The sequence below is a fragment of the Streptomyces similanensis genome (assembly GCF_039543625.1).
Classification (GTDB): Bacteria; Actinomycetota; Actinomycetes; order Streptomycetales; family Streptomycetaceae; genus Streptomyces; species Streptomyces similanensis.
On record NZ_BAABKC010000132.1, the window covers coordinates 1 to 24,380 of the forward strand.

Sequence of the window (24,380 nt, forward strand, 5' to 3'; positions counted from 1 at the left end):
ACTTGCCTCCTGGGAAACGATCTCTGAGCCGCCGCATCGTGCCTGATAGGACCGGCTCGTGAACACCCCACGCACGGCTGTTCTCGACAGAGAGCAGCAATCGAAGGTCCCGGCCGATCATCTGATCGGCCGGGACCTTCGTCGTTTCCGGGATCGATGGGCGGAGACCGGGAGGACGCGCGCCACGGGGGCGACGCCTGGTGCCGCCGCCCCCACCGCGATCCCGCTACAGCGCCTTCGCGTAGCAGAGGCTCTCCGCGTGGAAGCGGTAGTAGCCGAACTTGGTGCAGGGCGCGTAGCCGCTGGAGGTGTACAGGGCGATGGCCTCGGGCTGCTTGGTGCCGGTCTCCAGGACCATGCGGGTGCGGCCGGCCTCGCGGGCGTCCTGCTCCAGGGCGGCCAGGATGCGGCGGGCCAGACCCCGGCCGCGCGCGGCGGCGACGACGAACATGCGCTTCAGCTCGGCGTCGCCGTCCTCGTTGCCCTCGTCGTTCTTGTCCTGGCTGCGCCAGCCGCCGGTGGCGACCGGGGCGCCGTCCTCGTCGTAGGCGATCAGGTACGCGCCGTTCGGCGGCCGGAAGTGGTCCGGGTCGAGGTGGGTGGCGTCGCCGCCGTCGCCGTAGCGGACGTGGTACTCGGCCTGGACCTCGTCGTTGAGCTTGACGGCGTCCGGGTGGTCGAACGGAACGGGGCGAATAAGCATGTTGAATACCGTATATCAATGCAGTGGGGGACGGGGGCCCGAGGCCGGTCCCTCGCGGGACCCGTTCCAGTGTGCCGGTAGGGTGCCCGGGTGCTGACTGTGACCTCCGCCAATGTGAACGGACTGCGCGCCGCCGCGAAGAAGGGCTTCGTGGAATGGCTCGCGCGGACCGACGCCGACGTGCTGTGCCTCCAGGAGGTGCGCGCCGAGCCGCAGCAGCTGCCCGAGCAGGTGCGCGCGCCCGAGGGCTGGCACGTGCTGCACGCGCCCGCCGCCGCCAAGGGCCGTGCGGGCGTCTCCCTCTACACCCGCCGCGAGCCCGACCGCGTCCGGGTCGGCTTCGGCTCGACGGAGTTCGACGGCAGCGGGCGGTACGTCGAGGCCGACCTGCCCGGTGTGACGGTCGCCTCCCTCTACCTCCCCTCCGGCGAGGTCGGCACCGAACGCCAGGACGAGAAGACCCGCTTCATGGGCGAGTTCCTCGCCTACCTGAAGGAACTGCGCGAGCGCGCCGCCGCCGACGGCCGCGAGGTCCTGGTCTGCGGCGACTGGAACATCGCCCACCAGCAGGCCGACCTGAAGAACTGGCGCGGCAACCTGAAGAACTCCGGCTTCCTGCCGGAGGAGCGCGAGTGGCTGACCCAGGTCCTCACCCCCGAGGCCGGCGGCTACGTCGACGTCGTCCGCGCCCTCCACCCGGGCACCGAGGGCCCGTACACCTGGTGGTCCTACCGGGGGCGGGCCTTCGACAACGACGCGGGATGGCGCATCGACCACCACGTGAGCACGCCGGGGCTGGCCGGCAAGGCCGTCAAGGGGTTCGTGGAGCGGGCGGCCACGCATGCCGAGCGGTGGTCGGACCACGCCCCGGTGACGGTCGTCTACGACCTCTGAGACCGGGCTCGCCCGCCCTCGCCCCCGTCCGAAGCCGGCCCGCCGCTACGGCCGCTCGCGCAGCCGGCGGTCCAGGGCCATGGAGAGTTCGGCGTCGACGACGCTCTTGGCCAGGGGGCGCAGGCGTTCCAGGTCGTTCTTCGTGGCGTGGCGGGTGATCAGGGCGGTGAAGAGGTCGGCCAGGGACTCGGCGTGTTCGCGGACGCGGTGGCCGGCGGCCAGGACCTCGGCCAGCGGGATGCCCTCGCGGACCAGGGCGGCCGAGACGTCCAGCAGGCGGCGGCTGATGTGGACGAGTTCGTCGCCGTCGGTGCCCAGGTAGCCGAGGTCCATCGCGGCGGCCAGGTTCTCCGCGGTGACCTCGCCGGCGAAGTGGTCGGCCAGTTCCTCGGGGGTGAGGCGGACCGGGGTCTCCTCGGTGGGGGCGCCGCTCACGCCCAGCAGGTCGCCCACGTCGCGGCCGTGGTCGAACGCCTCGGCCAGTTCGGCGATGCCGTTGAGGGTGTGGCCGCGCTCCAGCAGGGCCGAGATGGTGCGCAGCCGGGCCAGGTGGTGGTCGTCGTACCAGGCGATGCGGCCCTCGCGGCGCGGCGGCGGGATGAGCTTGCGCTCGCGGTAGAAGCGCAGGGTGCGCACGGTGATGCCGGCCAGTCGGGCCAGTTCTTCCATGCGGTACTCGCGTGGGCCGCCGGTACCCGTCGCGCCGTCTCGTCCAGCCTCTTCTGCCACACCGGCAGCCTATGTTGTACCGCCGGTAACTTTCCTTGGCGCACCCCTACCGATCGGTACGGACCTCCTCTACGCTCTCACCATTGCGCCAGTGTTCACTGGCAGAGTCGCTGGAATGCCGGTGCGGACCGCGCCGGACGCGTGGAGCTGTAGGCGAGTAGGCGAGTCATGGAGGGGCGCTCAATGGCCGAGCAGGAGCACGGGCACAGGAAGAGGCATGTGCGGGTGGCGGTGATCGGGTCCGGCTTCGGCGGCCTGGGCGCCGCCGTACGGCTGCGCCGCGAGGGCATCACCGACTTCGTCGTCCTGGAGCGGGCCGACAGCGTCGGCGGCACCTGGCGCGACAACAGCTACCCGGGGTGCGCCTGCGACGTGCCCTCGCACCTGTACTCGTTCTCCTTCGCGCCCCACCCCGACTGGCCGCGCACCTTCTCCGGCCAGCAGCACATCCGCGCCTACCTGGAGCACGTCGCCGACACCTTCCGGCTCCGCCCGCATCTGCGCCTCAACTCCGAGGTGAAGAAGATGACCTGGGACACGGAGCTGCTGCGCTGGGACATCGAGACCACCGGCGGCGATTACTCCGCCGACGTCGTCGTCTCCGCGACCGGACCGCTGTCCGACCCGAAGGTCCCCGACATCCCGGGCCTGGACACCTTCCCCGGCAAGGTCTTCCACTCCGCCCGCTGGGACCACGACTACGACCTCGCCGGCAAGCGCGTCGCCATGATCGGCACCGGCGCCTCCGCCATCCAGATCGTGCCCGCCATCCAGCCCGAGGTCGGCCGCCTCACCCTCTTCCAGCGCACCCCGGCCTGGGTGATGCCCCGGATCGACCGGCCCATCAGCGGCGTGGAGCGCGCGCTGCACCGCGCGCTGCCGCTGACCACCCAGCTGCGCCGCGGACTGCTGTGGGGCATCCGGGAGTTGCAGGTCCAGGCGTTCACCAAGCACCCCAACGAGCTGGGCTTCGTCGAGCAGCTGGCCAAGCGCAACATGGCCCGCGCCGTCAAGGACCCGGAGCTGCGCGCCAAGCTCACCCCCGACTACCGCATCGGCTGCAAGCGCATCCTGCTCTCCAGCACCTACTATCCGGCGCTCGCGCGGGACAACGTCGACGTGGTGGCCAGCGGGCTGAGCGAGGTCCGCGGCTCGACCGTCGTCGCCGCCGACGGCACCGAGACCGAGGTCGACGCGATCATCTTCGGCACCGGCTTCCGCGTCACCGACATGCCGATCTCCGAGCGGGTCGTCGGCGCGGACGGCCGTACGCTCGCGGAGACCTGGAAGACCGGCATGGCCGCGCTGCGCGGCGCGGCCGCCGCCGGATTCCCGAACTGGATGACGATCATCGGCCCCAACACCGGCCTCGGCAACTCCTCGATGATCCTCATGATCGAGTCCCAGCTGAACTACATGGCCGACTACCTGCGGCAGTTGGACGTCCTCGGCGGCCGGGTCGCCCTCGACGCCCGGCCGAGCGCCGTGAACGCCTGGAACCGCAAGGTCCAGGAGCGCATGGAGCGCACGGTGTGGAACACCGGCGGCTGCACCAGCTGGTACCTGGACGCCAGCGGCCGCAACACCACCATCTGGCCCGGCACGACGACCGAGTTCCGGCGCGCCACCCGCCGGGTGGACCTCGCGGAGTACGAGGTCGTGCGCGCCGCCGTCGCCAAGGACGCGGTGAAGAAGGCGACTTCCGCTGAAGCCGGCGGCGACGGCGACGGCGCGGGCAGCGCCGGTCCGCAGGTGGAGGTGGGCGCGTGAGCCGCCCGGCCGCCCCCGCCGCCGACCTCTACGCCCCGCCCGCCGCCGCCCGCGAACTCACCGTCGTCTCCGCCGACGGCGCCCGGCTGCACGTCGAGGTGCACGGCCCGGAGTGCGCCCCCGCCGTCGTCCTCGCCCACGGCTGGACCTGCTCCACCGCCTTCTGGGCCGCGCAGATCCGGGACCTGGCCGCCGACCACCGCGTCATCGCCTACGACCAGCGCGGCCACGGCCGCAGCCCGGCCGGCCGGACGTGCAGCACCGACGCGCTCGCCGACGACCTGGAGGCCGTGCTCGCCGCCACCCTCGCCCCCGGCGAGCAGGCGGTACTCGCGGGCCACTCCATGGGCGGCATGACGATCATGGCCGCGGCCGAGCGGCCCGGCTTCCAGGAGCACGCCGCCGCCGTCCTGCTGTGCAGCACCGGCGCCTCCCGGCTGGTCGCCGAGTCGACCGTCGTACCGATCCGGGCCGGCCGGCTGCGCACCGGTCTGACCCGGCGCGTCCTCGGCTCCCGGGCGCCGCTCGGGCCGGTCACACCGCTCGCCCTGCGCATCCTCAAGTACGGCACCATGGGCCCCGGCGCGGCCCCGCACGCGGTCCAGGCGTGCGCGCGGATCGTGCACGCCTGCCCGCGCCGAGTGCGCCACGCCTGGTCGCAGGTGCTCGACCTGCTCGATCTCGACCACGGCGTACGGCGGTTGCGGGTGCCGGCCGCGGTGGTCGTGGGCACCGCCGACCGGCTCACCCCGCCCGTGCACGCCCGCGCGCTGGCCGCCTCGCTGCCGCGGTGCGTCGGCCTGACCGAGCTGCCGGGCCTCGGCCACATGACGCCCATGGAGGCGCCCGGGGCGATCACCGCGAAGATCCGGGAGCTGGTCGCCGCGTACGCGAGCCCCCGCCGCACGGACCGCGACAACGAAACCGACAACGACGACGTACGGATCGGAGAGGGCGCATGAGCAGGGTCAGCCTGGAGGGGCAGGTCGCGGTCGTCACGGGCGCCGCACGGGGCGTCGGCGAACTGCTCGCGCGCAAGCTGTCGGCGCGAGGGGTGAAGGTGGCGCTGGTCGGGCTGGAGCCGGACGCCCTCAAGCAGCTCTCCGAGCGGCTGCACACCGAGAGCGCCCACTGGCACGCCGACGTCACCGACCACGAGACGATGGCCCGGGTCGCCGCGGAGGTCAAGGAGCGGTTCGGGCGGGTGGACATCGTGGTCGCCAACGCCGGTGTGGCCAGCGGCGGTCCGTTCGTCGACTCCGACCCGGAGGCCTGGCGGCGGGTGATCGAGGTCAACCTGATCGGTTCGGCGGTCACCGGCCGGGCGTTCCTGCCCGCGCTCGCCGAGAGCCGCGGCTATCTGCTCCAGATCGCCTCGCTCGCCGCGATCACCCCGGCGCCGATGATGTCGGCGTACTGCGCCTCCAAGTCGGGTGTGGAGGCGTACGCGCACAGCCTGCGCGCCGAAGTCGGTTACCAGGGCGTGCGGGTGGGCGTCGGCTACCTGTCATGGACCGACACGGACATGGTGCGCGGGGCCGACCAGGACGACGTGATGCGGGAGTTGCGGCAGCGGCTGCCGTGGCCGTCCAACAAGACCTATCCGCTGGGCCCGGCCGTGGACCGGATCGTGGACGGCATCGAGCGGCGCTCCAGCCATGTGTACGGGCAGTGGTGGCTGCGCGGGATGCAGAGCGTGCGCGGGTATCTGCCGGCCGTCATCGGGACCGTGGGGCAGCGGGAGATGCGGCGGTTCGCGGACCGGCTGAGCGGGATGCGGATCGGGCTGGTCGGGGCGGGGGGCGCGGCCGACGAGCAGGAGCGGAGCACGGCGGTCACGCACCGTCGTTGATCGACATGCGCAGGGTCACCGCCCGTGTGAATCTGGTCGAGCCCGGTCCCCTCACCGACTTGGGGACCGGCTCACCCACACAGGAGTGAAACAGCATGGGTATGAAGGACAAGATCCAGGGCCAGGCCGAGCAGCTGCGCGACAAGGGCCGTCAGGCCCAGCAGCAGGGCACGCAGCAGGGGCGCGAGAAGGCCGGCGAGGCGCGCTCGAAGGCCGGTCAGCGGGCGTCGCAGCAGGGCGAGCGCGGGCGTCAGGGCATCGACGACACGCACGACGAGCTGGACGAGCGCATCGGTGAGGACTTCGACCGCTGAGCGGTCGGCCTGACTTCCCGGCCTGGCCGGGACGGCGCGGGGCACCCAGGGTTCTGGGCGCCCCGCGTTCTCGTGCGCCGCCCCGCGTTCTCGTCGCCGTACCGCGTTCTCGTGCGCCGCGCTGGGCGGTACCGGCGGCGCGGGCAGTGCGGGCGGGTCACTCCGGCCGGGAGCCGGGGCGCGGGGGCAGGGGCGGGCGGGCGAGGTCGGGGGTGTCGGCGTAAGTGGGCGGGATGGCCGGAGGGTTGGCGGCCAGGAGGCTCAGGGCCAGCTCGATCGCCTCGTCCATCTCGCGGTGGTGACCCTCGGCCCAGTCCAGCGGGGTGCGCAGACTCTCCACGTCGGGGGCCACGCCGTGGTTCTCGACGGACCAGCCGTACGCGTCGAACCACGCCGCGTTCATCGGCACCGTGATCACCGTGCCGTCGCCGAGGCGGTGCCGGCCGGTCATGCCGACCACGCCGCCCCAGGTGCGCTGGCCGACCACCGGACCGAGCTTCAGCAGCTTGATCGCGGCCGTGATCATGTCGCCGTCCGACGAGGTCGCCTCGTCGGCGAGGGCGACGATCGGGCCGCGCGGCGCGTTCGAGGCGTACGACACCGGCTGCGCGTCGCGGGTCAGGTCCCAGCCGAGGATCGTGCGGGTCAGCTTCTCGATGACCAACTCGCTGATGTGGCCGCCCGCGTTGCCGCGCACGTCCACGATCAGCGCGGGCCGGGACATCTCCATGCGCACGTCCCGGTTGAACTGCGCCCAGCCCGAGCCGCCCAGGTCCGGGATGTGCAGGTAGCCGCACCGGCCGTCGCTCAACTCCCGGGTCACCGCACGGCGCTTGGACACCCAGTCCTGGTAGCGCAGCGGCCGGTCGTCGATCAGCGGGACGATCGCGACCCGGCGCGCGGGTCCCTCGCCCCCGGCCGTCGCGAACGTCAGCTCCACGGTCGTGCCGCCCGCTCCGGCCAGCAGCGGGAGCGGGCCCGTCACCGGGTCCACCGGGCGGCCGTCCACGTGGGTCAGCACCGCGCCGTCGCGGATGCCGGCGCCGGCCAGCGGGGAGCGGGCGCGGGAGTCGGAGGAGTCGCCGGGCAGGATCCGCCGGACCGCCCAGCCGGCGTCGCGGCGGACCAGGTCGGCGCCGAGCAGGCCCTGCCAGCGCTGGTAGTGCGGGGGGCCCTCGTTGCGGCGGGCGGCGGCGACGTAGGCGTGCGAGGTGCCCAGCTCGCCGAGGACCTCGCGCAGCAGGTCGGCGAACTCGTCGGGGGAGGCGACGCGGTCGACCAGCGGGCGGTACTGGTCGAGCACCCCGCTCCAGTCGATGCCGCACATCCCCGGGTCCCAGAAGTAGTCCCGGACGATCCGGCCCGCCTCCTCGTACGCCTGCCGCCACTCGGCGGGCGGGTCGACGGTGTGCAGGATGCGGCGGGTGTCGATCCAGGTCGTGGTGTCGCTGTCGCCCAGCTCGGTGGCGGGGACGGCGCGCAGGTCGCCCTCGTCCACGACCACCAGCCGGGTGCCGTCGCCGCTGACCGTGAACCAGTCGAGATGGCCGACGAGTTCGGCCTTCTTCGCCTTGCTGATCTGGAAGTACTCCAGCGTCGGGCGGCCGGTCATGTCGTTGGGGTTGGCGAACGTCTCGCCCAGCGCGCCGGAGATGGGCCAGCGCAGCCAGACCAGGCCGCCGCCGGCGACGGGGTGCAGCGCGGAGTACTTGGAGGCGGTGACCGGGAACGGCGTCACCCGGCTCTCCAGGCCCTCCACCTCCACGGTCACCGCGCCCGGCTCGCCGGTCTCCTCGTCCTCGACCGGGTCGAGACCGCCGGCCGCGGGGCGGCCCTCGGGGGTCAGGGCGAAGGGGGAGGGGGTCGCGGAGGAGAGCGGGACCAGGTAGGGCTTGCAGCCGAGCGGGAAGGACAGGTCGCCGGTGTGCACGTCGTACACCGGGTCGAAGCCGCGCCAGGAGAGGAAGGCGAGGTAGCGGCCGTCGCGGGTGAAGACGGGGTTCTCGTCCTCGAAGCGGCCGTCGGTGACGTCGATGACCGTGCGGTCCTTGATGCGGGCCATCCTGATCTGCCGCAGGGAGCGGCCGATGCCGGGGTGCGACCAGGTGACCCAGGCCCCGTCGGGCGAGAACGCGAGATCCCGCACGGGACCGTTCTCCGACCGCGTCAACTCGGTGACGAGCCCTCCGGGGGGTGCGGCGGGGGGGTCGGCTCCGCCGGGGGTTTGGGCTCCGCCCGGGGGCGCGGGGGGTTCGGCTCCGCCGGAGGTTTGGGCTTCGCCCGGGGGTGCAGGGGGTTCGGCTCCGCCGGGGGCTGGGGCTCCGCCGGGAGGTGTGGGGGGTTCGGCTCCGCCGAGGGGCGTGAGGGTGTCGGCTTCGCCGGGGGACCTGGCTTCGCCGAGGGGTGTGAGGGCGTCGGCTTCGCCAGGAGTCGCGGGGACGTCGGCTTCGCCGGGGACTGTGGAGGTGTCGGCTTCGCCAAGGGCTGGGGCTTCGCCGGGGGGCGCGGAGGCTTCAGGCCCGCCGGCCTCGCCCGCAGGCTCCGCCGCTCCGGCCCCGCCGGGGCTTTCGGCTTCGCCGCCGGCCGCGGGGGTCCCGGTTCCGCCGTCGGCTGCGAGGGTCCCGGCTTCGCCGCCGGTCTCGTCCGCGGGCTCCGCTGCTCCGGCCCCGCCGGGGCTTTCGGCTTCGCCGCCGGCCGTGAGGGTCCCGGCTTCGCCGTCGGCTGCGAGGGTCCCGGCTTCGCCGCCGGTCTCGTCCGCGGGCTCCGCTGCTCCGGCCCCGCCGGGGCTTTCGGCTTCGCCGTCGGCCGCGGGGGTCTCGGTTCCGCCGTCGGTTGCGAGGGTCCCGGCTTCGCCGTCAGGCGCCTCCGGGGTCCCGGGTTCGCCGTCGGAGGGCGTAGTGGCTGGAGTTCCGGCCCCGTCGTCGGGGTCCTCGGGAGGCTCCGTTCCGCCGTCGGGGGCGGGCTCCTCGGTGGCCGTCCGCAGGAGGTCGCTCTCCGCCTGCTCCGAGACGTCGACCAGCAGCAGGCGGCCGTCGTGGGCGGCGATGGCGAGGCGTTCGCCCTCGGGGTCGGAGACCATCTCCAGGACGCGGCCGAGTTCGCCGGTGGCGAGCCTGCGGGGCGGGCGGGAGCCGGTGGCGCGGGGCAGGCCGGCGATCTCGACGGCGTCCTCGCCGCCGGCGTCGGTGACGTAGGCGATCCGCCCGCTCTCCCCGAGCATCTCCGGCAGCCGCACCCGTACGCCCGGGGTGTCGCTGATGGTGCGCGCCGGACCGTCGCGGTGGGTCAGCCAGTACAGCGAGCCGCGCACGACGACCGCGCTGGCCCGGCCCGTCTCGTCGGCGGAGACGGCGTCCACGTTCTGCGCGGCCGGCACCGGATGGCGGCGGCGCCCCGCCCGCGGCCCGCTCAGCCGTACCTCCAGCCGCCGCGGCCGCGCGCTCGCGGACAGGTCGTCCACGAGCCACAGGTCGCCCGCGCACTGGTACACGACCCGGGCGCCGTCGCTCGCGGCGTGCCGGGCGTAGAAGGCGTCGTGGTCGGTGTGCCGGCGCAGGTCGGAGCCGTCGGGGGCGCACGAGTAGAGGTTGCCCACGCCCTCGTGGTCGGAGAGGAAGGCGATCCGGCCGCCGACGGCCATCGGGCAGGCCAGATGGCCGCCCAGGCCGGGCAGCAGCCGTTGCCCGTGCAGCCAGAGCCGGCCCGTCGCTCCGCCCCGGTAGCGCTTCCAGGAGGCGGGCTCGTGCGGCGGGGTGCCGGTCAGCAGCAGGGTCTTGCGCTCGCCGTCCAGGTCGGCGACCTGGAGGTCGGAGACCGGGCCCCAGGGCAGTTTGCGGCCGGGGGAGCCGTCGGTGGCCACCTTGTAGGCCCAGGTGAAGTACGAGAACGGCTCGCCCTGCGAGGTGACGGCGAGGATCTCGGTGCCGCCGATCTCGTCGGGCGGCGCCCAGCCGCACACACGGGTGTCGGAGCTGCCCCAGTACGTCAGCTGCCGGGCCGGTCCGCCGTCCACCGGCACGAGGTGGATCTCCGGCGCGAGGCTGCGCCAAGTGGTGTACGCGATGTGGCGGCCGTCGGGGGAGAAGCGGGGGTGGCCGGTCTTGGTGCGGTCCACGGTGAGCCGCCAGGCCCGGTCCCCTCCGTCCAGCGGGGCCAGCCACAGATCGTCCTCGGCCACGAAGCACAACAGGTCGCCGCTGAGGTGCGGCAGGCGCAGATAACTCACCAATCCATGCTTCGCCCGGCGCAGGAGCGCAGCAACTTATGCGGCAACTTATACCGACCGAACAGACGTGACCCAACACACGTACGAAACGGTTTCGTTTCGATTCCTGTGTGCGCTACATTCGTGACGTACGAGACAGCTCGTTCGGCGCGGCCGAAGCGGAGTGGGGAAGGGTGGGCGGGATGACCGAGGTGGCGACCACACGTCGGAGCCGGCTCACGCCCGAGCGCGAGGCCGAGCTGTACGCGGCCGTGCTCGACCTGCTGCGCGAGGTCGGCTACGACGCCCTCACCATGGACGCCGTCGCCGCCCGCACCCGCTCCAGCAAGGCCACGCTCTACCGCCAGTGGGGCGGCAAGGCCGAACTGGTGGTCAGAGCCGTCCGGCACGGCAAGCCGGGCACGTTCGACGGCACCGACACCGGATCGCTCCGCGGCGACCTGCACGCCCTGGTCGTCCACGAGGACGACTGCACCATGGAGCAGAACTCCGCGCTGATGCGGGGCCTGGCCATGGCGATGCACAGCAACCCCGACCTCCGGCAGGCCTTCCGGGAACAGCTCATCGAGCCCGAGACGGCCGCCTTCCACCGCCTGGTGCGGCGCGCCGTCGACCGGGGCGAGGTCCGGGCGGACTGTCCGGCCCTGGACTTCGTGGTGCACATGATGGCCGGCGGGTTCGTCGTCCGCGCGCTGATGGAGGACCAGCCGCCCACCCAGGACTTCCTCCGCTCGTACATCGACGCCGTGGTGCTCCCCGCCCTCGGCGCGCCGACCTCCTGATCCACCCCCCACCCCCCCCACGCCCCACCCCCTGACTCTCCCCAGCAAGCCCACTTTCTGACGTCACCGCTCACGTCGTCGGGCTGATGACCCCTGCCCAGTTCCACTCAACGACCTGACCGGGAGTACGCCCCAGTGGCCACGTTCCTGTACAAAATCGGCCGCCTCGCCTTCCGGCGACGGCACATCGTCGCCCTGATCTGGGTGGCGTTGCTGACGCTCGCGGGCGTCGGCGCGGCCTCCGCGCCCGCCGCGGGCAACACCTCCTTCTCCATCCCCGGCACCGAGGCGCAGAAGGCCTTCGACCTGCTGGAACAGCGCTTCCCGGGCGCCAGCGCCGACGGCGCGACCGCGCGCGTGGTGTTCAAGGCGCCCGCCGGCGAGAAGATGACCGACGCCGCCAACAAGGCGACCGTGCGCAAGACGGTCAAGGAACTGGGCCGTGACGCCCAGGTCGCCTCCGTCGCCGACCCCTACGCCGGTCACGCCGTCAGCAAGGACGGCCGGATCGCGTACGCCTCGGTGTCCTACAAGGTCTCCAGCATGGAGCTGGAGGACCCCTCCCGCACCGCCCTGAAGGATGCGGCCGAGGACGCGCACAAGGCCGGGCTCACCGTGGAGATCGGCGGCGACGCGCTCAGCGCCGCGCCCGAGACCGGCGCCACCGAGGTCATCGGCATCGCCATGGCGGCCGTCGTCCTCATCATCACCTTCGGCTCCCTGCTGGCCGCCGGACTGCCGCTGCTGACCGCGATCATCGGCGTCGGCATCGGCGTCTCCACGGTCACCGCCCTGGCCAGCGCCCTCGACCTCGGCACCACCACCTCCACGCTGGCCTCGATGATCGGCCTCGCGGTCGGCATCGACTACGCGCTGTTCATCGTCTCCCGCTACCGCGCCGAACTGGCCGAGGGCCGCTCCCGCGAGGAGGCCGCCGGCCGCGCCGTGGGCACCGCGGGCTCCGCCGTGGTCTTCGCCGGCCTCACCGTCGTCATCGCCCTGGTCGGCCTGTCCGTCGTCAACATCCCGATGCTGACGAAGATGGGCATCGCGGCCGCCGGCACGGTCGTCATCGCCGTCCTCATCGCCCTCACCATGATCCCGGCGCTGCTCGGCTACGCCGGCCGCAGGGTCAAGCCGGCCGGCGAGAAGAGCAAACTGCTCGGCGGCGGCCGCCCCGCCAAGAAGCCGGCCCGGCCCAACATGGGCACCCGCTGGGCGAGCTTCGTCGTGCGCCGGCCCGTCGCCGTGCTGCTGCTCGGCGTGGTCGGCCTGGGCGCCGCCGCCGTCCCGGCCGCCTCGCTGGAACTGGGCCTGCCCGACGACGGCTCGCAGCCCGTCTCCACCACCCAGCGCCGCGCCTACGACCTGCTCTCCGAGGGCTTCGGCCCCGGCTTCAACGGCCCGCTGATGGTCGTCGTCGACGCCAAGGACAGCGCCCGCCCGAAGGCCGCCTTCACCGAGGTGACCGACGAGATCAAGGGCCTCAAGGACGTCGTCACCGTCACCCCGGCGCAGCCCAACAAGGCCGGCGACACCGCGACGATCACCGTCGTCCCGAACTCCAAGCCGTCCTCCACCACCACCGAGGACCTCGTCCACGCCATCCGCGGCGCGGGCCCGGACATCAAGGCCAAGACCGACGCCGAGATCCTCGTCACCGGCTCCACGGCCATGAACATCGACGTCTCGCAGAAGCTGAACGACGCCCTGGTCCCGTACCTGGCGCTGGTGGTCGGCCTCGCCTTCCTGCTGCTGATCATCGTGTTCCGCTCGATCCTGGTCCCGCTGAAGGCGGCGCTCGGCTTCCTGCTCTCGGTGCTGGCCGCGCTCGGCGCCGTCGTCGCGGTCTTCCAGTGGGGCTGGCTGTCCGGCCTGATGGGCGTGGAGCAGACCGGCCCGGTGATGTCGATGATGCCGATCTTCATGGTGGGCGTCGTCTTCGGCCTCGCGATGGACTACGAGGTGTTCCTGGTGACCCGGATGCGCGAGGCGTACGTCCACGGCGAGAAGCCCACGCAGGCGATCGTGACCGGCTTCCGGCACGGCGCCCGCGTGGTGACGGCCGCCGCGGTCATCATGATCGCCGTCTTCTCCGGGTTCATCGGCTCCAGCGAGTCGATGATCAAGATGATCGGCTTCGGCCTGGCCATCGCGGTCTTCTTCGACGCGTTCATCGTCCGCATGGCCATCGTCCCGGCGGTCCTGGCCCTGCTCGGCCGCCGCGCCTGGTGGCTGCCGGCCTGGCTGGACCGCGCCCTGCCCAACGTGGACGTGGAGGGCGAGGGCCTGCGCGCCAAGGACGCCGACGAGGACCGCGAACTGGTCCACGCCTGACCCCTCGTCCCCACGCGCACTCCCGCCTCCGGCAGCCGAACGGCCGGCGCGGACCCCGACCGGGTCCGCGTCGGCCGTTCGGCCGTGCCGGGCGGCTGACGCTGCGCACCGGTGCGGAAGGGCGCACCCTGGAAGCAGGTGTTCCGGAGGTGATGGTCATGGCGATGGACACGACGAACACGGCCGTGGGCTGGCACGTGGAGCTGGAGTTCAAGGAGGACGATCAGCACACCAGAGCCGCGGCGATGGTCCGGTTGCCCGACGGCAGCGCGGTGCGCGCGCACGGCAGCGCCAGCCGGCACCGCATCGACTCCAACCAGCCGCGCATCGGCGAGGAGATCGCCGGCGCCCGCGCCCTGAACGAACTCGCCGAGCAACTGCTCACCAAGGCGCACGGCGAGATCGACCAGGCGTCGGGGCGCACCTCGCAGCCCATTCACATGTGAGTTCACATGTGAGCCGCGCGTCCGCGTGTGAGCCGCGTGTGAGTCACGCCCGTCCCGCGACCGTCACGCCGTCGCGGCGCGCACCGCGCGGACCAGCGCCTGCGCCCTCGGGTCCGCCGTGACACCGGTGCGGAAGCCGTTGGTGACGTAGCCGAAGGCGAGGTCCGCCTCCGGGTCGGCGAAGCCGAGCGCGCCGCCGCGCCCCGGGTGGCCGAAGGAGCCCGGCGCGAGCAGCGGTGACGCGCCGCCGTGCAGCATGTAGCCGAGGCCGAAGCGGGTGGGGACGACGAGGACGCGGTCCGCTCCCGCCGACGCCTCGGCGCGCGCCCGCTCCCGTGTCTCGGGCGTGAACAGCCGTATCCCGCCGTCGACTTCGCCGATCAGCGAGGCGTAGAAGCGGGCCAGGCCGTCGGCGGTGGCGATGCCGTTGGAGGCGGGCAGCACGGCGGCCCGGTAGGCCGGGTCGTTCTCGTCCGCGTGCGGGGTGATCGCGCCGAAGGCGCGGCTGGTGGGGGAGTCCGGGTCGGCGTAGGCCGCGGCGACCGCGCGCTTGGGCCGGGTCCGCAGGCCGCCGCTCTCCGCGGCCGGGGGCTGCACGCGGCCCACCCGGCCCACCCGGGCGCGGGCGCTCTCGGGCAGGCCGACCCACAGGTCCGCGCCGAGCGGCCCGGCGATCTCCGCCGCGATCCACTCGCCGATGCCGCGCCCGGTCACCCGCCGCACCAGGCCGTCCGTCAGCCAGCTGTAGGTCTGCGCGTGGTAGCCGTGGTCCGTGCCCGGCTCCCAGGCCGGCGCCTGCGCGGCCACCGCGCGTGCGGCGAGCGCCGGGTCGGCGGCCTGCGCCGGGGTGAGCGGCACGTCCAGCGCGGGCACGCCCGCCCGGTGCGCGAGCAGGTGCCACACCCGGGTCCGTTCCTTGCCGGCCGCCTTGTACTCGGGCCAGTACGCGCCCACCGGCGCGGCCAGGTCCAGTTGCCCGCGCTGGTGCAGCAGCAGGAGGACGGCGGCGGCGACGCCCTTGGTGGCCGAGCGCACGACCTGCGCGGTGCCCCGCTCCCAGCGCGCCGCGCCGCCGGAGCCGTCGGCGCCGCCGTCAGCGCCGTCTACGTCCCGTGTCCCCGCCCACAGGTCGACCACCCGGCGCCCGCCCCGGTAGACCGCGACCGCCGCGCCCCGCTCGCCGCGCGCGGCGAAGTTGTCCGCGAACGCTTCCCGGACCGGCTCGAAGCCCTCGGCCACCGTGCCGTTCACGTCCACGCCCACGTCCGTACTCCCGTCACTCGTCACCCGCAGCCGCCGCTCGCCTGCGACAGTGAGTGGAACACGGGCGCGCGGCCTGCGATTCCTCGGGGTGGAGCGGCGGGCGCGGGTTCAGGCCCGGGCCGTCACGGAGCGCGGGTCGAAGCCGAACGGCAGCTCCAGGCGGTGGGCGCGCATCAGGGCGTCGTCGGAGAGGAGTTCGCCGGTCGCTCCGTCCGCCGCGATCACGCCGTCGCTCAGGATCAGCGCGCGCGGGCACAGTTCGAGCGCGTACGGCAGGTCGTGCGTGACCATCAGCACGGTCACGTCCAACGAGCGCAGGATGTCGGCCAGTTCACGGCGGGAGGCGGGGTCGAGGTTGGACGAGGGCTCGTCCAGGACCAGGATCTCCGGCTCCATGGCGAGGACGGTCGCCACCGCCACCCGGCGGCGCTGGCCGAAGGAGAGGTGGTGCGGCGGACGGTCGGCGAAGTCGGCCATGCCCACCCGCTCCAGGGCGGTGCGCACCCGCGCGTCCAGCGCGGGCCCCTTCAGACCGGCCGCGGCCGGGCCGAACGCCACGTCCTCGCGCACGGTCGGCATGAACAGCTGGTCGTCGGGGTCCTGGAAGACGATGCCGACCTTCTGCCGGATCTCGGCCATGTGCCGCTTGCCGACCGGCAGTCCGGCCACCGTCACGGCGCCGGCGCCGCCGCCGAGGATGCCGTTGAGATGCAGGACGAGGGTGGTCTTGCCGGCGCCGTTCGGGCCGAGCAGCGCCACCCGCTCACCGCGGCCGACGGTGAAGTCCACGCCGAACAGGGCCTGGTGTCCGTCGGGGTAGGCGAAGGCGAGGCCGGAGACCTCCAGAGAAGCAGTCACAGGACCCATCCCAGCAGACAGACGAGGAGCGCGGCACAGGGGAGGGCCAGTGCGGAGGACCACTGGGCCCGGGAGGCGGTCACCTCGTCGATGACGGGCATCGAACCGGCGTAGCCGCGGCTGACCATGGCCAGGTGGACCCGCTCGCCGCGCTCGTAGGAGCGGATGAACAGCGCGCCCGCCGACTTGGCGAGCACCCCCCAGTGGCGCACCCCGCTCGCCTCGAAGCCGCGGGACTCGCGGGCGATCCGCATCCGCCGCATCTCGTCGGTGATGACGTCGCCGTAGCGGATCATGAAGGAGGCGATCTGCACCAGCAGCGGGGGCAGCTTCAGCCGTTGCAGGCCCAGCAGCAGTTCGCGCAGTTCGGTGGTGGCGGCCAGCAGGACGGAGGCGGCGACGCCCAGGGTGCCCTTGGCGAGCACGTTCCAGGCGCCCCACAGGCCGTTCACGCTCAGCGAGAGACCGAGGACGTGCACCCGCTCGCCCTCGGCGACGAACGGCATGAGCACCGCGAACGCGACGAACGGCACCTCGATCAGCAGCCGCTTCAGCAGGAAGCCGGCCGGCACCCGGGCCGCCGCGGCGACGGCGGCCAGCAGCACGGCGTACAGGGCGAACGCCCACATCGCCTCGCGCGGGGTGGACACCACGACCACCACGAAGGCGAAGGCGGCGGCCAGCTTGGTGTGCGCCGGCAGCCCGTGCACGGGCGAGTGCCCGTGCCGGTACAGCCGGTGGGCGTGCCCCGCGCCCATCTCAGGCGGCCTGCGAGACGGAGCCGCCGGAGGTCCCGGCGTCCGTACGGCGCCTGCGGACGATCCAGAAGACGGTGCTGCCGACGACGACGGTGACGCCGACGCCGATCACGCCCGCGAGGCCGCCGGACAGCCGGGCGTCGGAGACGTCCTTCACGCCGTAGTCGGCCAGCGGGGAGTCCGCGTTGGTGTGCGGCTTCTCCTTCTGGTCGATGCCCTTGTCGTGGGCGACCTTCTCCAGGCCGTCGGGGCTGGCGGAGGCGTAGAAGCTGACGAAGCCGGCCAGGATCAGGGAGGTGACCAGGCCGGTGATCCACAGCTTGCGGTGCGAGGAGCGGGCGGCGGCGGGGACGGGCGCCGGCGTCGGCTCGGCGGCGGGCGCGTCGACCAGTTCGCCGTTGACCCGCAGCTTCAGGCGCTGCTCCAGGCCGCGCGCGCCGTGCACCAGGTCGGGGCGTACGGCGATCACGGCGCCGACGGTGAGCGCGGTGATCGCGGCCTCGCCGACGCCGATCAGGACGTGCACGCCGATCATGGCGGTGGCGACCTTGCCCAGGGAGACGTCGGTGGTGCCGCCGATCGCGTAGATCAGGGTGAAGACGACCGCGGCGGCCGGGACCGAGAGCAGCGCGGCGGCGAACGAGGCGACGGTCACCGAGCCGCGGCGGCGCGGCAGCACCTTCACCAGGCCGCGGAAGACGGCGTACGCGACGACGGTCGTGGTGATCGCCATGTCGGTGATGTTGACGCCGAGCGCGGTCAGGCCGCCGTCGGCGAAGAGGATGCCCTGCATCAGCAGGACCACGGACACGCACAGGACCCCGGTGTAGGGGCCCACGAGTATCGCCGCGAGGGCGCCGCCGAGGAGGTGGCCGCTGGTGCCGGCCGCGACGGGGAAGTTGAGCATCTGCACCGCGAAGATGAACGCGGCGACCAGACCGGCCAGGGGCGCGGTCCGTTCGTCGAGCTCCCGGCGGGCGCCGCGCAGGCTCACGGCTAGGGCGCCGGCGGCTACCACACCGGCGGCGGCGGAGGTGGGGGCGTTGATGAATCCGTCAGGCACATGCACCGTTCGAGGATAGCGGGCAGTTGCGAACCAGTTGCAAGAGCGAGGTCGTCGTGGGTTGGGGTCGGTGTGGGTTCGGGACGGCGCCGGCGGGACGGTGCCGGTCCCGGATGGTTCGGGAAGCGCTCTCCGGGAAATGTGCGACATTGGAGGGAACGGGGATTCAAGAGGATGAGCATCTCTTGTGGGGGTCACCGAGCGTAAGGGGTCGTCCGATGTCGGTAGTCGAACAGTACGCACGAGCCCACATAGTCACCGACGACGATCCGCGCGACGATCCCGGCGCCGTACCGGTCGTCCTGCGCTACGACCCCGAGGAGCCGCGCTCCGTGCGGGTCAGGCTGCCCGACCGGCACGAGTGGACGTTCTCCCGCGCGCTGCTCGAACAGGGCCTGCGGGCCCCGACCGGCACCGGTGAGGTGCGGGTGTGGCCGTGCGGCCGGGTACAGGCGGTGGTCGAGTTCCACTCGGCGGGAGGCGTGTCGGTGGTCCAGTTCGAGACGCGGACGCTGACCAGGTTCCTGCGGCGCACCTATACGGCGGCGGCCGCGGAGGCGCCGGCGGTGGCGCACCGGTAGCGGCCGCGCGGTCCGGCCCCGGCGGAGACGTTCCGCACCTGTCCGCCGGCGGGGCCGTTCCGTACGTGTCCGTCAGCGGGGACGTTCAGCGCATGTCCGTCAGCGGGGCCGGTCAGCCCGTTTTCAGCAGGGACGCCACGATCGGGCCCGCCGTGTCGCCGCCGTGGCCGCCGGCCTGGACGACGCCGGCCGCGGCGAGGTCGCCGCGGTAGGCGGTGAACCAGCCGTTGGGTTTCTTCTGCCCGTCCACCTCGGCGGAGCCGGTCTTCGCGCCGTAGTCCGGGCCGAGCCCGGCCATCGCCTCGGCGGCCGTGCCGGACTCGGCGGTGTACCGCATCAGCTCGCGCAGCTGGGCGAGGGTGTCCGCGGACAGGGTGCGCGAGGCGGTGGCGAGCTTGCGGTGGTCCACGGACGGGGAGACCAGGTACGGCTGGTGGAAGGTCCCGGTCTTCACGGTCGCGGCCACCGAGGCCATGTTCAGCGGGTTCATCCGCACCCCGCCCTGGCCGATGAGCGAGGCCGCCATCTGGGCCGCCGACTGCACCGGCACCGCGCCGTCGAAGGACGGCACCCCGATCGCCCAGTCGTCCCTCGACAGGCCGAACACCTGCTGGGCCTGGCGGGTCAGGTCGTCGTTCTTCAGCTTGCCCGCCTGGCTGATGAAGGCGGTGTTGCACGAGCGGGCGAAGCTCGCCTTGAAGGTGCCGTCCTTGATCTCGAAGTCGTCGTCGTTGTGGAACTTCCAGCCGCCGAAGGTGAACGTCTTCGGGCACGGGTGCGTTTTGTCCACCGAAGCGAGTTTCTTGTCGATCAGGAGCGACGAGGTGATGATCTTCATGGTGGAGCCGGGCGCGAGGGAGCCCTGGAGGGCGGTGTCGAAGCCGTGGCCGGCGTTGGCCACCGCGAGGATCTCACCGGTGGACGGCCGCAGGACGACCACCGCGGACCGGTCCCGCTTGGCCACCTGCCGCTCGGCCGCCGCCTGGAGGGTGGGGCTCAGCGTCGTGCGGACCGTGCCCGGGGTGCCCTTGCTCAGTTCGGCGAGCGTCTTGTCGGACAGCTTGTCCTTCTTCGCCGCCGCGCCGCGCACGATGCGCAGCTCGACGCCCGCCCTGCCGCCGGCGATCCTGCCGTACTTGTCGCGCAGTCCGTCCAGCACCGTGCCGAGCGACGGGTAGGCGGCGGCGGTCAGCTCGTGGCCGTCCCGGTCCAGGGCCTTGACCGGCGGGGTGCCGGAGGCGCCGGTGACGAGCCGGTCGCCGTCCCTGAGGTCGGGGTGGACGACGGCGGGGCGCCAGTCGACGACCGGCGCGCCGTCGGCGGTACGGCGTACGACGTTCAGCGCGCTGTCGTAACGCAGCGGCGCGGTCACGCCCTTGTACGCCACCGTCGCCTTCACGGAGAACGGCACCTTGCCGCCGCTGGGCGTGCCCTCGGTCAGGGTGACGCCGGTGAGGTGCGCGTCCTTGGCGTACGCGGTGAGCAGGGCGGTGGCCGCCGCCGAGTCGCTGGTCGCCGCCGCGGCCTGGGCGGTGCGGCCCTGCTGCCAGGCCGTCAGGAACCGTCCGGCGGTGGTCTGCACCTCCAGGGCGGTGAGCGGGCCGGTCTTCACCTTCTTCACGGCGCCCGCCGACGTGGTGCGGCCCTCGGCCTCGGCGCCGCCGCCGTACAGCGCGTAGGCGCCGATGCCGGCGCCGCCGACGATCACGGCGGCCAGTGCGCCGATCACGGCCGGACGCTTCTTCCGTCGCTCGGTGACGCGCCTTCTCTTGCCCACTGCCGTCCGTCCTCCGCGATCCGGGGCCCCGCCGCCCGTGCTGCCGTCGTCCTCGTGCGCGCTTGTGCCTCACGGACCCAACGACGGCGACCAGCCTAGGGTCCCGTCACGCCAGGTTGACGCCGTGGGGCCGACCGTAGCCAACCTGCGACAATCGCTCCGCCGCCGCATCCGGACGGACCCGACCGGCCCAACGGCCGGCCACGGCGCCTCAGCCGGCCGCGGCGCCTCAACTGGCCGCAGGGCCTCAGCCGGCCGCGCGCAGGACCGCTGCCACGATCGGGCCGGCCGCGTCGCCGCCGTGGCCGCCCTCCTGGGTCATCGCGGCGGCCGCGGCGTCGTCGCGGTAGCCGGTGAACCAGCTGTTTGACTTGGCCTGCCCGTCCACCTCGGCGGAGCCGGTCTTGGCGCCGATGCTGCCGCTCAGCCCGGACATCGCGACGGCGCCGGTGCCGGTGGTGGCGGTGCGGTTCATCATCTGCCGCAACTGGGCGGACGTGGCGGCCGGCAGGCCCTGGGCGGTGGCGATCTCGCGGTCGTCCAGGCCCGGCGCGACGAGGATCGGCTGCCGGAACCGGCCGGTGAGCGCGGTGGCGGTCACCGAGGCCATGTTCAGCGGGCTCATCTGCACCTGGCCCTGGCCGATCAGGTTGGCCGCCCGGTCCGGGCCGCTGACCGCGGGCACCGAGCCGTCGTAGGAGGGGATGCCGGTCTTCCAGTCGTCCCGGCCGAGCCCGAAGCGGTCCTGGGCCTCCCGGGTGAGGGAGTCGGTCTTGAGCTTGGGGGTGAACTTGATGAAGGCGGTGTTGCAGGAGCGGGCGAAGCTCTCGGAGAGGGTGGCGTGCTCGTTCGCCTTCATGCCCGTGAGGTTGTGGAAGGTCTGCCCCTCCCACAGCACGTCGTCCAGGCAGGGCGCGGGGCCGCTCGCCGTGGTGAGGCCGTTGTCGATGAGGGCGGCGGCGGTGATGATCTTCATGGTGGAGCCGGGGGCGAGCTGTCCGAGGAACGCCGCGTTGAAGGCGTCCTGGCGGTGGTTGGCGACCGCGAGCACCTCGCCGGAGGACGCCTGCACGGCGACCACCGAGGACTCGGCGTACTTCTGCACCGCCTGCTCGGCCGCCGCCTGGACGCGTGCGCTGAGCGTGGTGCGCAGCTTGCCCGCCTTGCCCTTGGCGAGGGTGAGGAGCGGGGTCTCGGCGGCGTCGGCGTTCTCGTGGTGGATGCTCAGCTCGATCGCCGGGGTGCCGCCCGCCTTGTCGCCGTACTTGGCCCGCAGCTCGTCCAGGATCGGCCCGAGCGAGGGGTAGTCGTCCTTCGTGAGCACGGTGCCGTGGCGGTCGACGGCCTGGATCGGCGGGGCGGCGGACGCGCCGGTGACGAGCGTGTCGCCGGTCCGCAGGTCGGGATGGACGACCGAGGGCTGCCAGTCGACGAGCGGCCGGTGGCTGTTGGTGCCGCGCACGACGGTCAGCCGGCTGCGGTAGGCGAGCGGCTTGGACTCGCCGTCGAAGGAGACGGTGGCCGTGACCGAGAAGGGCACGGTGGCCCCGGCGGCGGCGCCCGGCGTGATCTTCACGTGGCCGATGTGCGCGTCGTGCCCGTAGGACGACAGCAGCGACCGGGCGGCGTCGGGGAAGTTGGTGTACGAGGCGGCGGTCGTCGCGTCGCCCTTGGCCCAGGCCGCGAAGAACTTCGCCGAGGCGTCCTTCACCTCGGCCGCGTTCGGCGGCCCGGTCCGCACCGGCGCGGGGGTGTCGGCGACCGCCGTCCCGTGCAGCGCGGACAGCAGGTTGTACCCGCCGTACGCCGCCCCGCCCACGAACACGACGAACACCCCGCCGACTATCGCGGCCTTGGCCCCCTTGCGCATCAGCGCGCTCCCTCCCCGTTCCGCCCCGGAAGCCCTCACCCGCGCGATTATTGAACGCGTTCAAAGACTGTCTGCGCCTTGCACTGTATGCGCAGCGGCGGCCCGGGGTCACCGAGGCCCGGGGAACTTGTCCGAACAGCAATCAGCGGGCTGACCCGGATGGGCCCATTCGGCCACGTATGTGAACGGTGCGGGCGGCCGCGCCGCCGACCTCCCGCCCGCCTACACCCACGTATCCAGCCACATCCGCGCCCGCCAGTCCTGGATCGGGATCGCGGTGCCGGTGTACAGGGGCCAGAAGTAGATGAAGTTCCAGGTGATGAGGAGGACCAGGACGCCCGCGCCCGTCGCGCCCGCCACCCGGCGGGTGTCCGAGGCGCCGGGCGGGCCGAGGATCGCGCCGACCAGCATCGTAACCGCCAGGCACAGGAACGGGACGAACACGACGGCGTAGAAGAAGAAGATCGTCCGCTCCTGGTACAGGAACCAGGGCAGGTAGCCGGCCGCGACGCCGCAGGCGATGGCGCCCGCGCGCCAGTCGCGGCGGAAGAACCAGCGCCACAGCACGTAGACCAGCGCGGCGCACGCCGCCCACCACAGCATCGGCGTGCCCAGCGCGAGGACCTCGCGGGCGCACTTCTCGCCGGCGTCGGCCGGGCAGCCGTCGGCGCCGGGCGCGGGCGACTCGTAGAAGTACGACACCGGGCGGCCGTCGACGAGCCAGCTCCACGGGTTGGACTGGTAGGTGTGCGGCGAGGACAGGCCGACGTGGAACTTGTAGACCTCGTGCTCGTAGTGCCACAGGCTGCGCAGCCAGTCCGGCAGGAAGGAGAAGGCGCCGCCCTTGCCGTCGGTCGCCGCCCAGTTGCGGAAGTAGCCGCCCGTGCCGTCGGTGGGGGAGAGGATCCAGCCGATCCAGGAGCAGAGGTAGGTGACGATCGCGACCGGCACCGTCGCCAGGAAGGCCCAGCCCAGGTCGTGCCGGAGCACCGCGACGTACGGGCGCCGGGCGCCGGCCACCCGGCGCGCGCCCACGTCCCACAGCACCGCCATCACGCAGAACGCGGCCAGGACGTAGAGACCGTTCCACTTGGTGCCGATCGCCAGGCCCAGCATCAGGCCCGCCGTCCAGCGCCAGGGCCGCAGTCCCAGCCGGGCGCTCTCCGCGATCCGCGCGTCCGGCCGCACCCGGCCGTCGGCGTCCACCGGCAGCGCGGCGGCCAGTCTCGCCCGCGCCTTGTCGCGGTCGATCAGCAGACAGCCGAAGGCGGCCAGCACGAAGAACATCAGCACGCCGTCGAGCAGCGAGGTGCGGCTCATCACGAAGTGCAGCCCGTCCACCGCCATCAGCGTGCCCGCCAGGCAGCCCAGGAAGGTGGAGCGGAACAGGCGGCGGCCGATCCGGCACAGCATCAGCACCGAGAGCGTGCCGAGCAGGGCCGTCATGAAGCGCCAGCCGAACGGGTTGAACCCGAACATCAGCTCGCCCAGGCCGATCACGTACTTGCCGACCGGCGGGTGCACGACGTACGCCGCGTCCGACGGGATCGCGAGGTGGCCGTGGCTGCTGAGGATCAGGTCGTTGGCGTTCTTGTCCCAGTTGACCTCGTAGCCGTGGTGGACGATCGCCCACGCGTCCTTGGCGTAGTACGTCTCGTCGAATATCACCGCGTGCGGGCTGCCCAGGTGCCAGAAGCGCAGCACGCCCGCCAGCAGCGTGACCAGCAGCGGACCGGTCCAGCCCGACCAGCGCACGAGGAAGTGGACGAACCCGGCCGGGAGGCCGAGGGCCGTCCACAGCCGGGGGCCCGGCTCGGCGTACGGGGGCGCCAGCCGGTCGCGTACGTCGCCTGCGGGCCCGGCCGGGGCCGCCTCGTGGCCGAAGCGGCGCAGCCGCTGCCGCCACGTCGGCTGCCGGTCGTACGGGGCCAGGTCCTGCCGGGGGTCCGTGGAGGACGCGGTACTGGTCACCGCGCCATCGTAGGGAACGGCGCTGTGTGAGTCCCGTGCATGGGCGGTACGGGTGGGGTGCGTCCGTGTCCGGGGCGGCCTCTCGGCGGCCCCGCGGCAGCCTCTCGGCGGCCTCGCGGCGGGCTCCGGGAGGGGGCGGGGCGGTGCTGGGGGCGGGCGCCCGGCGCGGGCTTGAGAGGATGGGGAG

Annotated in this window: 19 protein-coding genes; 9 read left to right on the forward strand and 10 right to left on the reverse strand. The window is 73.2% G+C overall.

Translation table 11 applies throughout. The features are described 5' to 3' along the window. Positions 1 to 226: 226 nt before the first annotated feature. Entirely contained in the window at positions 227 to 703 is a 477-nt protein-coding gene (locus ABEB07_RS35690) for a GNAT family N-acetyltransferase (protein WP_176149346.1), read from the reverse strand. Positions 704 to 793: 90 nt separating this feature from the next. On the opposite strand from ABEB07_RS35690, the gene ABEB07_RS35695 reads away from it, so the two are divergent. Then, on the forward strand, positions 794 to 1,597 hold the full coding sequence (locus tag ABEB07_RS35695) for an exodeoxyribonuclease III (RefSeq protein WP_345672222.1): 804 nt from the start codon (positions 794 to 796) through the stop codon (positions 1,595 to 1,597). 45 nt (positions 1,598 to 1,642) lie between these two features. On the opposite strand, the gene ABEB07_RS35700 is transcribed toward ABEB07_RS35695, so the two are convergent. Next, positions 1,643 to 2,266 carry a MerR family transcriptional regulator gene (locus tag ABEB07_RS35700; protein WP_176151985.1) on the reverse strand — a complete coding sequence of 208 codons (624 nt, stop codon included), beginning with the start codon at positions 2,264 to 2,266 and terminating at the stop codon, positions 1,643 to 1,645. Positions 2,267 to 2,509: 243 nt separating this feature from the next. On the opposite strand from ABEB07_RS35700, the gene ABEB07_RS35705 reads away from it, so the two are divergent. The 4 genes from ABEB07_RS35705 (at position 2,510) to ABEB07_RS35720 (ending at position 6,262) form a co-directional block, all read left to right on the forward strand. After that, positions 2,510 to 4,096 carry a flavin-containing monooxygenase gene (locus ABEB07_RS35705; RefSeq protein ID WP_345672223.1) on the forward strand — a complete coding sequence of 529 codons (1,587 nt, stop codon included), beginning with the start codon at positions 2,510 to 2,512 and terminating at the stop codon, positions 4,094 to 4,096. After that, entirely contained in the window at positions 4,093 to 5,058 is a 966-nt protein-coding gene (locus ABEB07_RS35710; RefSeq protein WP_176149344.1) for an alpha/beta fold hydrolase, read from the forward strand. The genes ABEB07_RS35705 and ABEB07_RS35710 overlap by 4 nt, the downstream gene beginning before the upstream one ends. Continuing rightward, the gene (locus tag ABEB07_RS35715) at positions 5,055 to 5,948 is read left to right on the forward strand and encodes an SDR family oxidoreductase (protein WP_176149343.1); all 894 of its coding nucleotides are present in this window, start codon (positions 5,055 to 5,057) and stop codon (positions 5,946 to 5,948) included. Before ABEB07_RS35710 ends, ABEB07_RS35715 begins: the two co-directional genes overlap by 4 nt. 95 nt (positions 5,949 to 6,043) lie before the next feature. Further along, complete coding sequence (locus ABEB07_RS35720; protein WP_176149342.1) at positions 6,044 to 6,262, forward strand: hypothetical protein; 219 nt, start codon at positions 6,044 to 6,046, stop codon at positions 6,260 to 6,262. 157 nt (positions 6,263 to 6,419) lie between these two features. Here ABEB07_RS35720 and ABEB07_RS35725 read toward each other — a convergent pair whose 3' ends face one another. Next, entirely contained in the window at positions 6,420 to 10,487 is a 4,068-nt protein-coding gene (locus ABEB07_RS35725; protein WP_345672225.1) for a S41 family peptidase, read from the reverse strand. Between the two features lie 182 nt (positions 10,488 to 10,669). Here ABEB07_RS35725 and ABEB07_RS35730 point away from each other — a divergent pair, with 182 nt between their 5' ends. The 3 genes from ABEB07_RS35730 to ABEB07_RS35740 all read left to right on the forward strand — a co-directional run bounded on the left by ABEB07_RS35730 (position 10,670) and on the right by ABEB07_RS35740 (position 14,052). After that, positions 10,670 to 11,269, forward strand: coding sequence for a TetR/AcrR family transcriptional regulator (locus tag ABEB07_RS35730; protein ID WP_164583496.1), 600 nt, complete (start codon positions 10,670 to 10,672; stop codon positions 11,267 to 11,269). 135 nt (positions 11,270 to 11,404) lie between these two features. Continuing rightward, positions 11,405 to 13,606: an MMPL family transporter gene (locus ABEB07_RS35735; RefSeq protein ID WP_345672227.1), complete on the forward strand. Its 2,202-nt coding sequence runs from the start codon at positions 11,405 to 11,407 to the stop codon at positions 13,604 to 13,606. Positions 13,607 to 13,758: 152 nt separating this feature from the next. Further along, the gene (locus ABEB07_RS35740; RefSeq protein ID WP_345672229.1) at positions 13,759 to 14,052 is read left to right on the forward strand and encodes a DUF1876 domain-containing protein; all 294 of its coding nucleotides are present in this window, start codon (positions 13,759 to 13,761) and stop codon (positions 14,050 to 14,052) included. Positions 14,053 to 14,115: 63 nt separating this feature from the next. Here ABEB07_RS35740 and ABEB07_RS35745 read toward each other — a convergent pair whose 3' ends face one another. The 4 genes from ABEB07_RS35745 to ABEB07_RS35760 all read right to left on the reverse strand — a co-directional run bounded on the left by ABEB07_RS35745 (position 14,116) and on the right by ABEB07_RS35760 (position 18,000). Next, positions 14,116 to 15,309 (reverse strand): serine hydrolase domain-containing protein, encoded by a 1,194-nt coding sequence (locus ABEB07_RS35745; protein WP_345672285.1) that lies wholly within the window; start codon positions 15,307 to 15,309, stop codon positions 14,116 to 14,118. A gap of 114 nt (positions 15,310 to 15,423) precedes the next feature. Beyond that, positions 15,424 to 16,182, reverse strand: coding sequence for an energy-coupling factor ABC transporter ATP-binding protein (locus ABEB07_RS35750; RefSeq protein WP_176149339.1), 759 nt, complete (start codon positions 16,180 to 16,182; stop codon positions 15,424 to 15,426). Continuing rightward, positions 16,170 to 16,931: a cobalt ECF transporter T component CbiQ gene (gene cbiQ / locus ABEB07_RS35755; protein ID WP_176149338.1), complete on the reverse strand. Its 762-nt coding sequence runs from the start codon at positions 16,929 to 16,931 to the stop codon at positions 16,170 to 16,172. The genes ABEB07_RS35750 and cbiQ overlap by 13 nt, the downstream gene beginning before the upstream one ends. Position 16,932: 1 nt before the next feature. Then, positions 16,933 to 18,000 carry an energy-coupling factor ABC transporter permease gene (locus tag ABEB07_RS35760; protein ID WP_176149337.1) on the reverse strand — a complete coding sequence of 356 codons (1,068 nt, stop codon included), beginning with the start codon at positions 17,998 to 18,000 and terminating at the stop codon, positions 16,933 to 16,935. Between the two features lie 212 nt (positions 18,001 to 18,212). Here ABEB07_RS35760 and ABEB07_RS35765 point away from each other — a divergent pair, with 212 nt between their 5' ends. Beyond that, positions 18,213 to 18,575 (forward strand): SsgA family sporulation/cell division regulator, encoded by a 363-nt coding sequence (locus tag ABEB07_RS35765; RefSeq protein ID WP_164589661.1) that lies wholly within the window; start codon positions 18,213 to 18,215, stop codon positions 18,573 to 18,575. Between the two features lie 112 nt (positions 18,576 to 18,687). Here ABEB07_RS35765 and ABEB07_RS35770 read toward each other — a convergent pair whose 3' ends face one another. The 3 genes from ABEB07_RS35770 to ABEB07_RS35780 form a co-directional block, all read right to left on the reverse strand. Further along, complete coding sequence (locus tag ABEB07_RS35770) at positions 18,688 to 20,352, reverse strand: penicillin-binding transpeptidase domain-containing protein (protein ID WP_345672231.1); 1,665 nt, start codon at positions 20,350 to 20,352, stop codon at positions 18,688 to 18,690. 247 nt (positions 20,353 to 20,599) lie between these two features. After that, a complete protein-coding gene (locus ABEB07_RS35775; RefSeq protein ID WP_345672232.1) occupies positions 20,600 to 22,222 on the reverse strand; it encodes a penicillin-binding transpeptidase domain-containing protein in 1,623 nt (540 codons plus the stop codon). Positions 22,223 to 22,444: 222 nt separating this feature from the next. Beyond that, the gene (locus tag ABEB07_RS35780) at positions 22,445 to 24,193 is read right to left on the reverse strand and encodes a dolichyl-phosphate-mannose--protein mannosyltransferase (protein WP_345672233.1); all 1,749 of its coding nucleotides are present in this window, start codon (positions 24,191 to 24,193) and stop codon (positions 22,445 to 22,447) included. Positions 24,194 to 24,380 lie beyond the last annotated feature (187 nt).

Excerpts from the sequence above, each read along its gene's own strand:
- ABEB07_RS35765 (WP_164589661.1), top strand. The coding sequence starts at position 18,213 with ATGTCGGTAGTCGAACAGTACGCACGAGCCCACATAGTCACCGACGAC.
- cbiQ (WP_176149338.1), bottom strand. The coding sequence starts at position 16,931 with ATGGGCGCGGGGCACGCCCACCGGCTGTACCGGCACGGGCACTCGCCC.
- ABEB07_RS35715 (WP_176149343.1), top strand. The coding sequence starts at position 5,055 with ATGAGCAGGGTCAGCCTGGAGGGGCAGGTCGCGGTCGTCACGGGCGCC.
- ABEB07_RS35730 (WP_164583496.1), top strand. The coding sequence starts at position 10,670 with ATGACCGAGGTGGCGACCACACGTCGGAGCCGGCTCACGCCCGAGCGC.
- ABEB07_RS35750 (WP_176149339.1), bottom strand. The coding sequence starts at position 16,182 with ATGGGTCCTGTGACTGCTTCTCTGGAGGTCTCCGGCCTCGCCTTCGCC.
- ABEB07_RS35720 (WP_176149342.1), top strand. The coding sequence starts at position 6,044 with ATGGGTATGAAGGACAAGATCCAGGGCCAGGCCGAGCAGCTGCGCGAC.
- ABEB07_RS35775 (WP_345672232.1), bottom strand. The coding sequence starts at position 22,222 with ATGCGCAAGGGGGCCAAGGCCGCGATAGTCGGCGGGGTGTTCGTCGTG.
- ABEB07_RS35700 (WP_176151985.1), bottom strand. The coding sequence starts at position 2,266 with ATGGAAGAACTGGCCCGACTGGCCGGCATCACCGTGCGCACCCTGCGC.
- ABEB07_RS35690 (WP_176149346.1), bottom strand. The coding sequence starts at position 703 with ATGCTTATTCGCCCCGTTCCGTTCGACCACCCGGACGCCGTCAAGCTC.
- ABEB07_RS35740 (WP_345672229.1), top strand. The coding sequence starts at position 13,759 with ATGGTCATGGCGATGGACACGACGAACACGGCCGTGGGCTGGCACGTG.
- ABEB07_RS35705 (WP_345672223.1), top strand. The coding sequence starts at position 2,510 with ATGGCCGAGCAGGAGCACGGGCACAGGAAGAGGCATGTGCGGGTGGCG.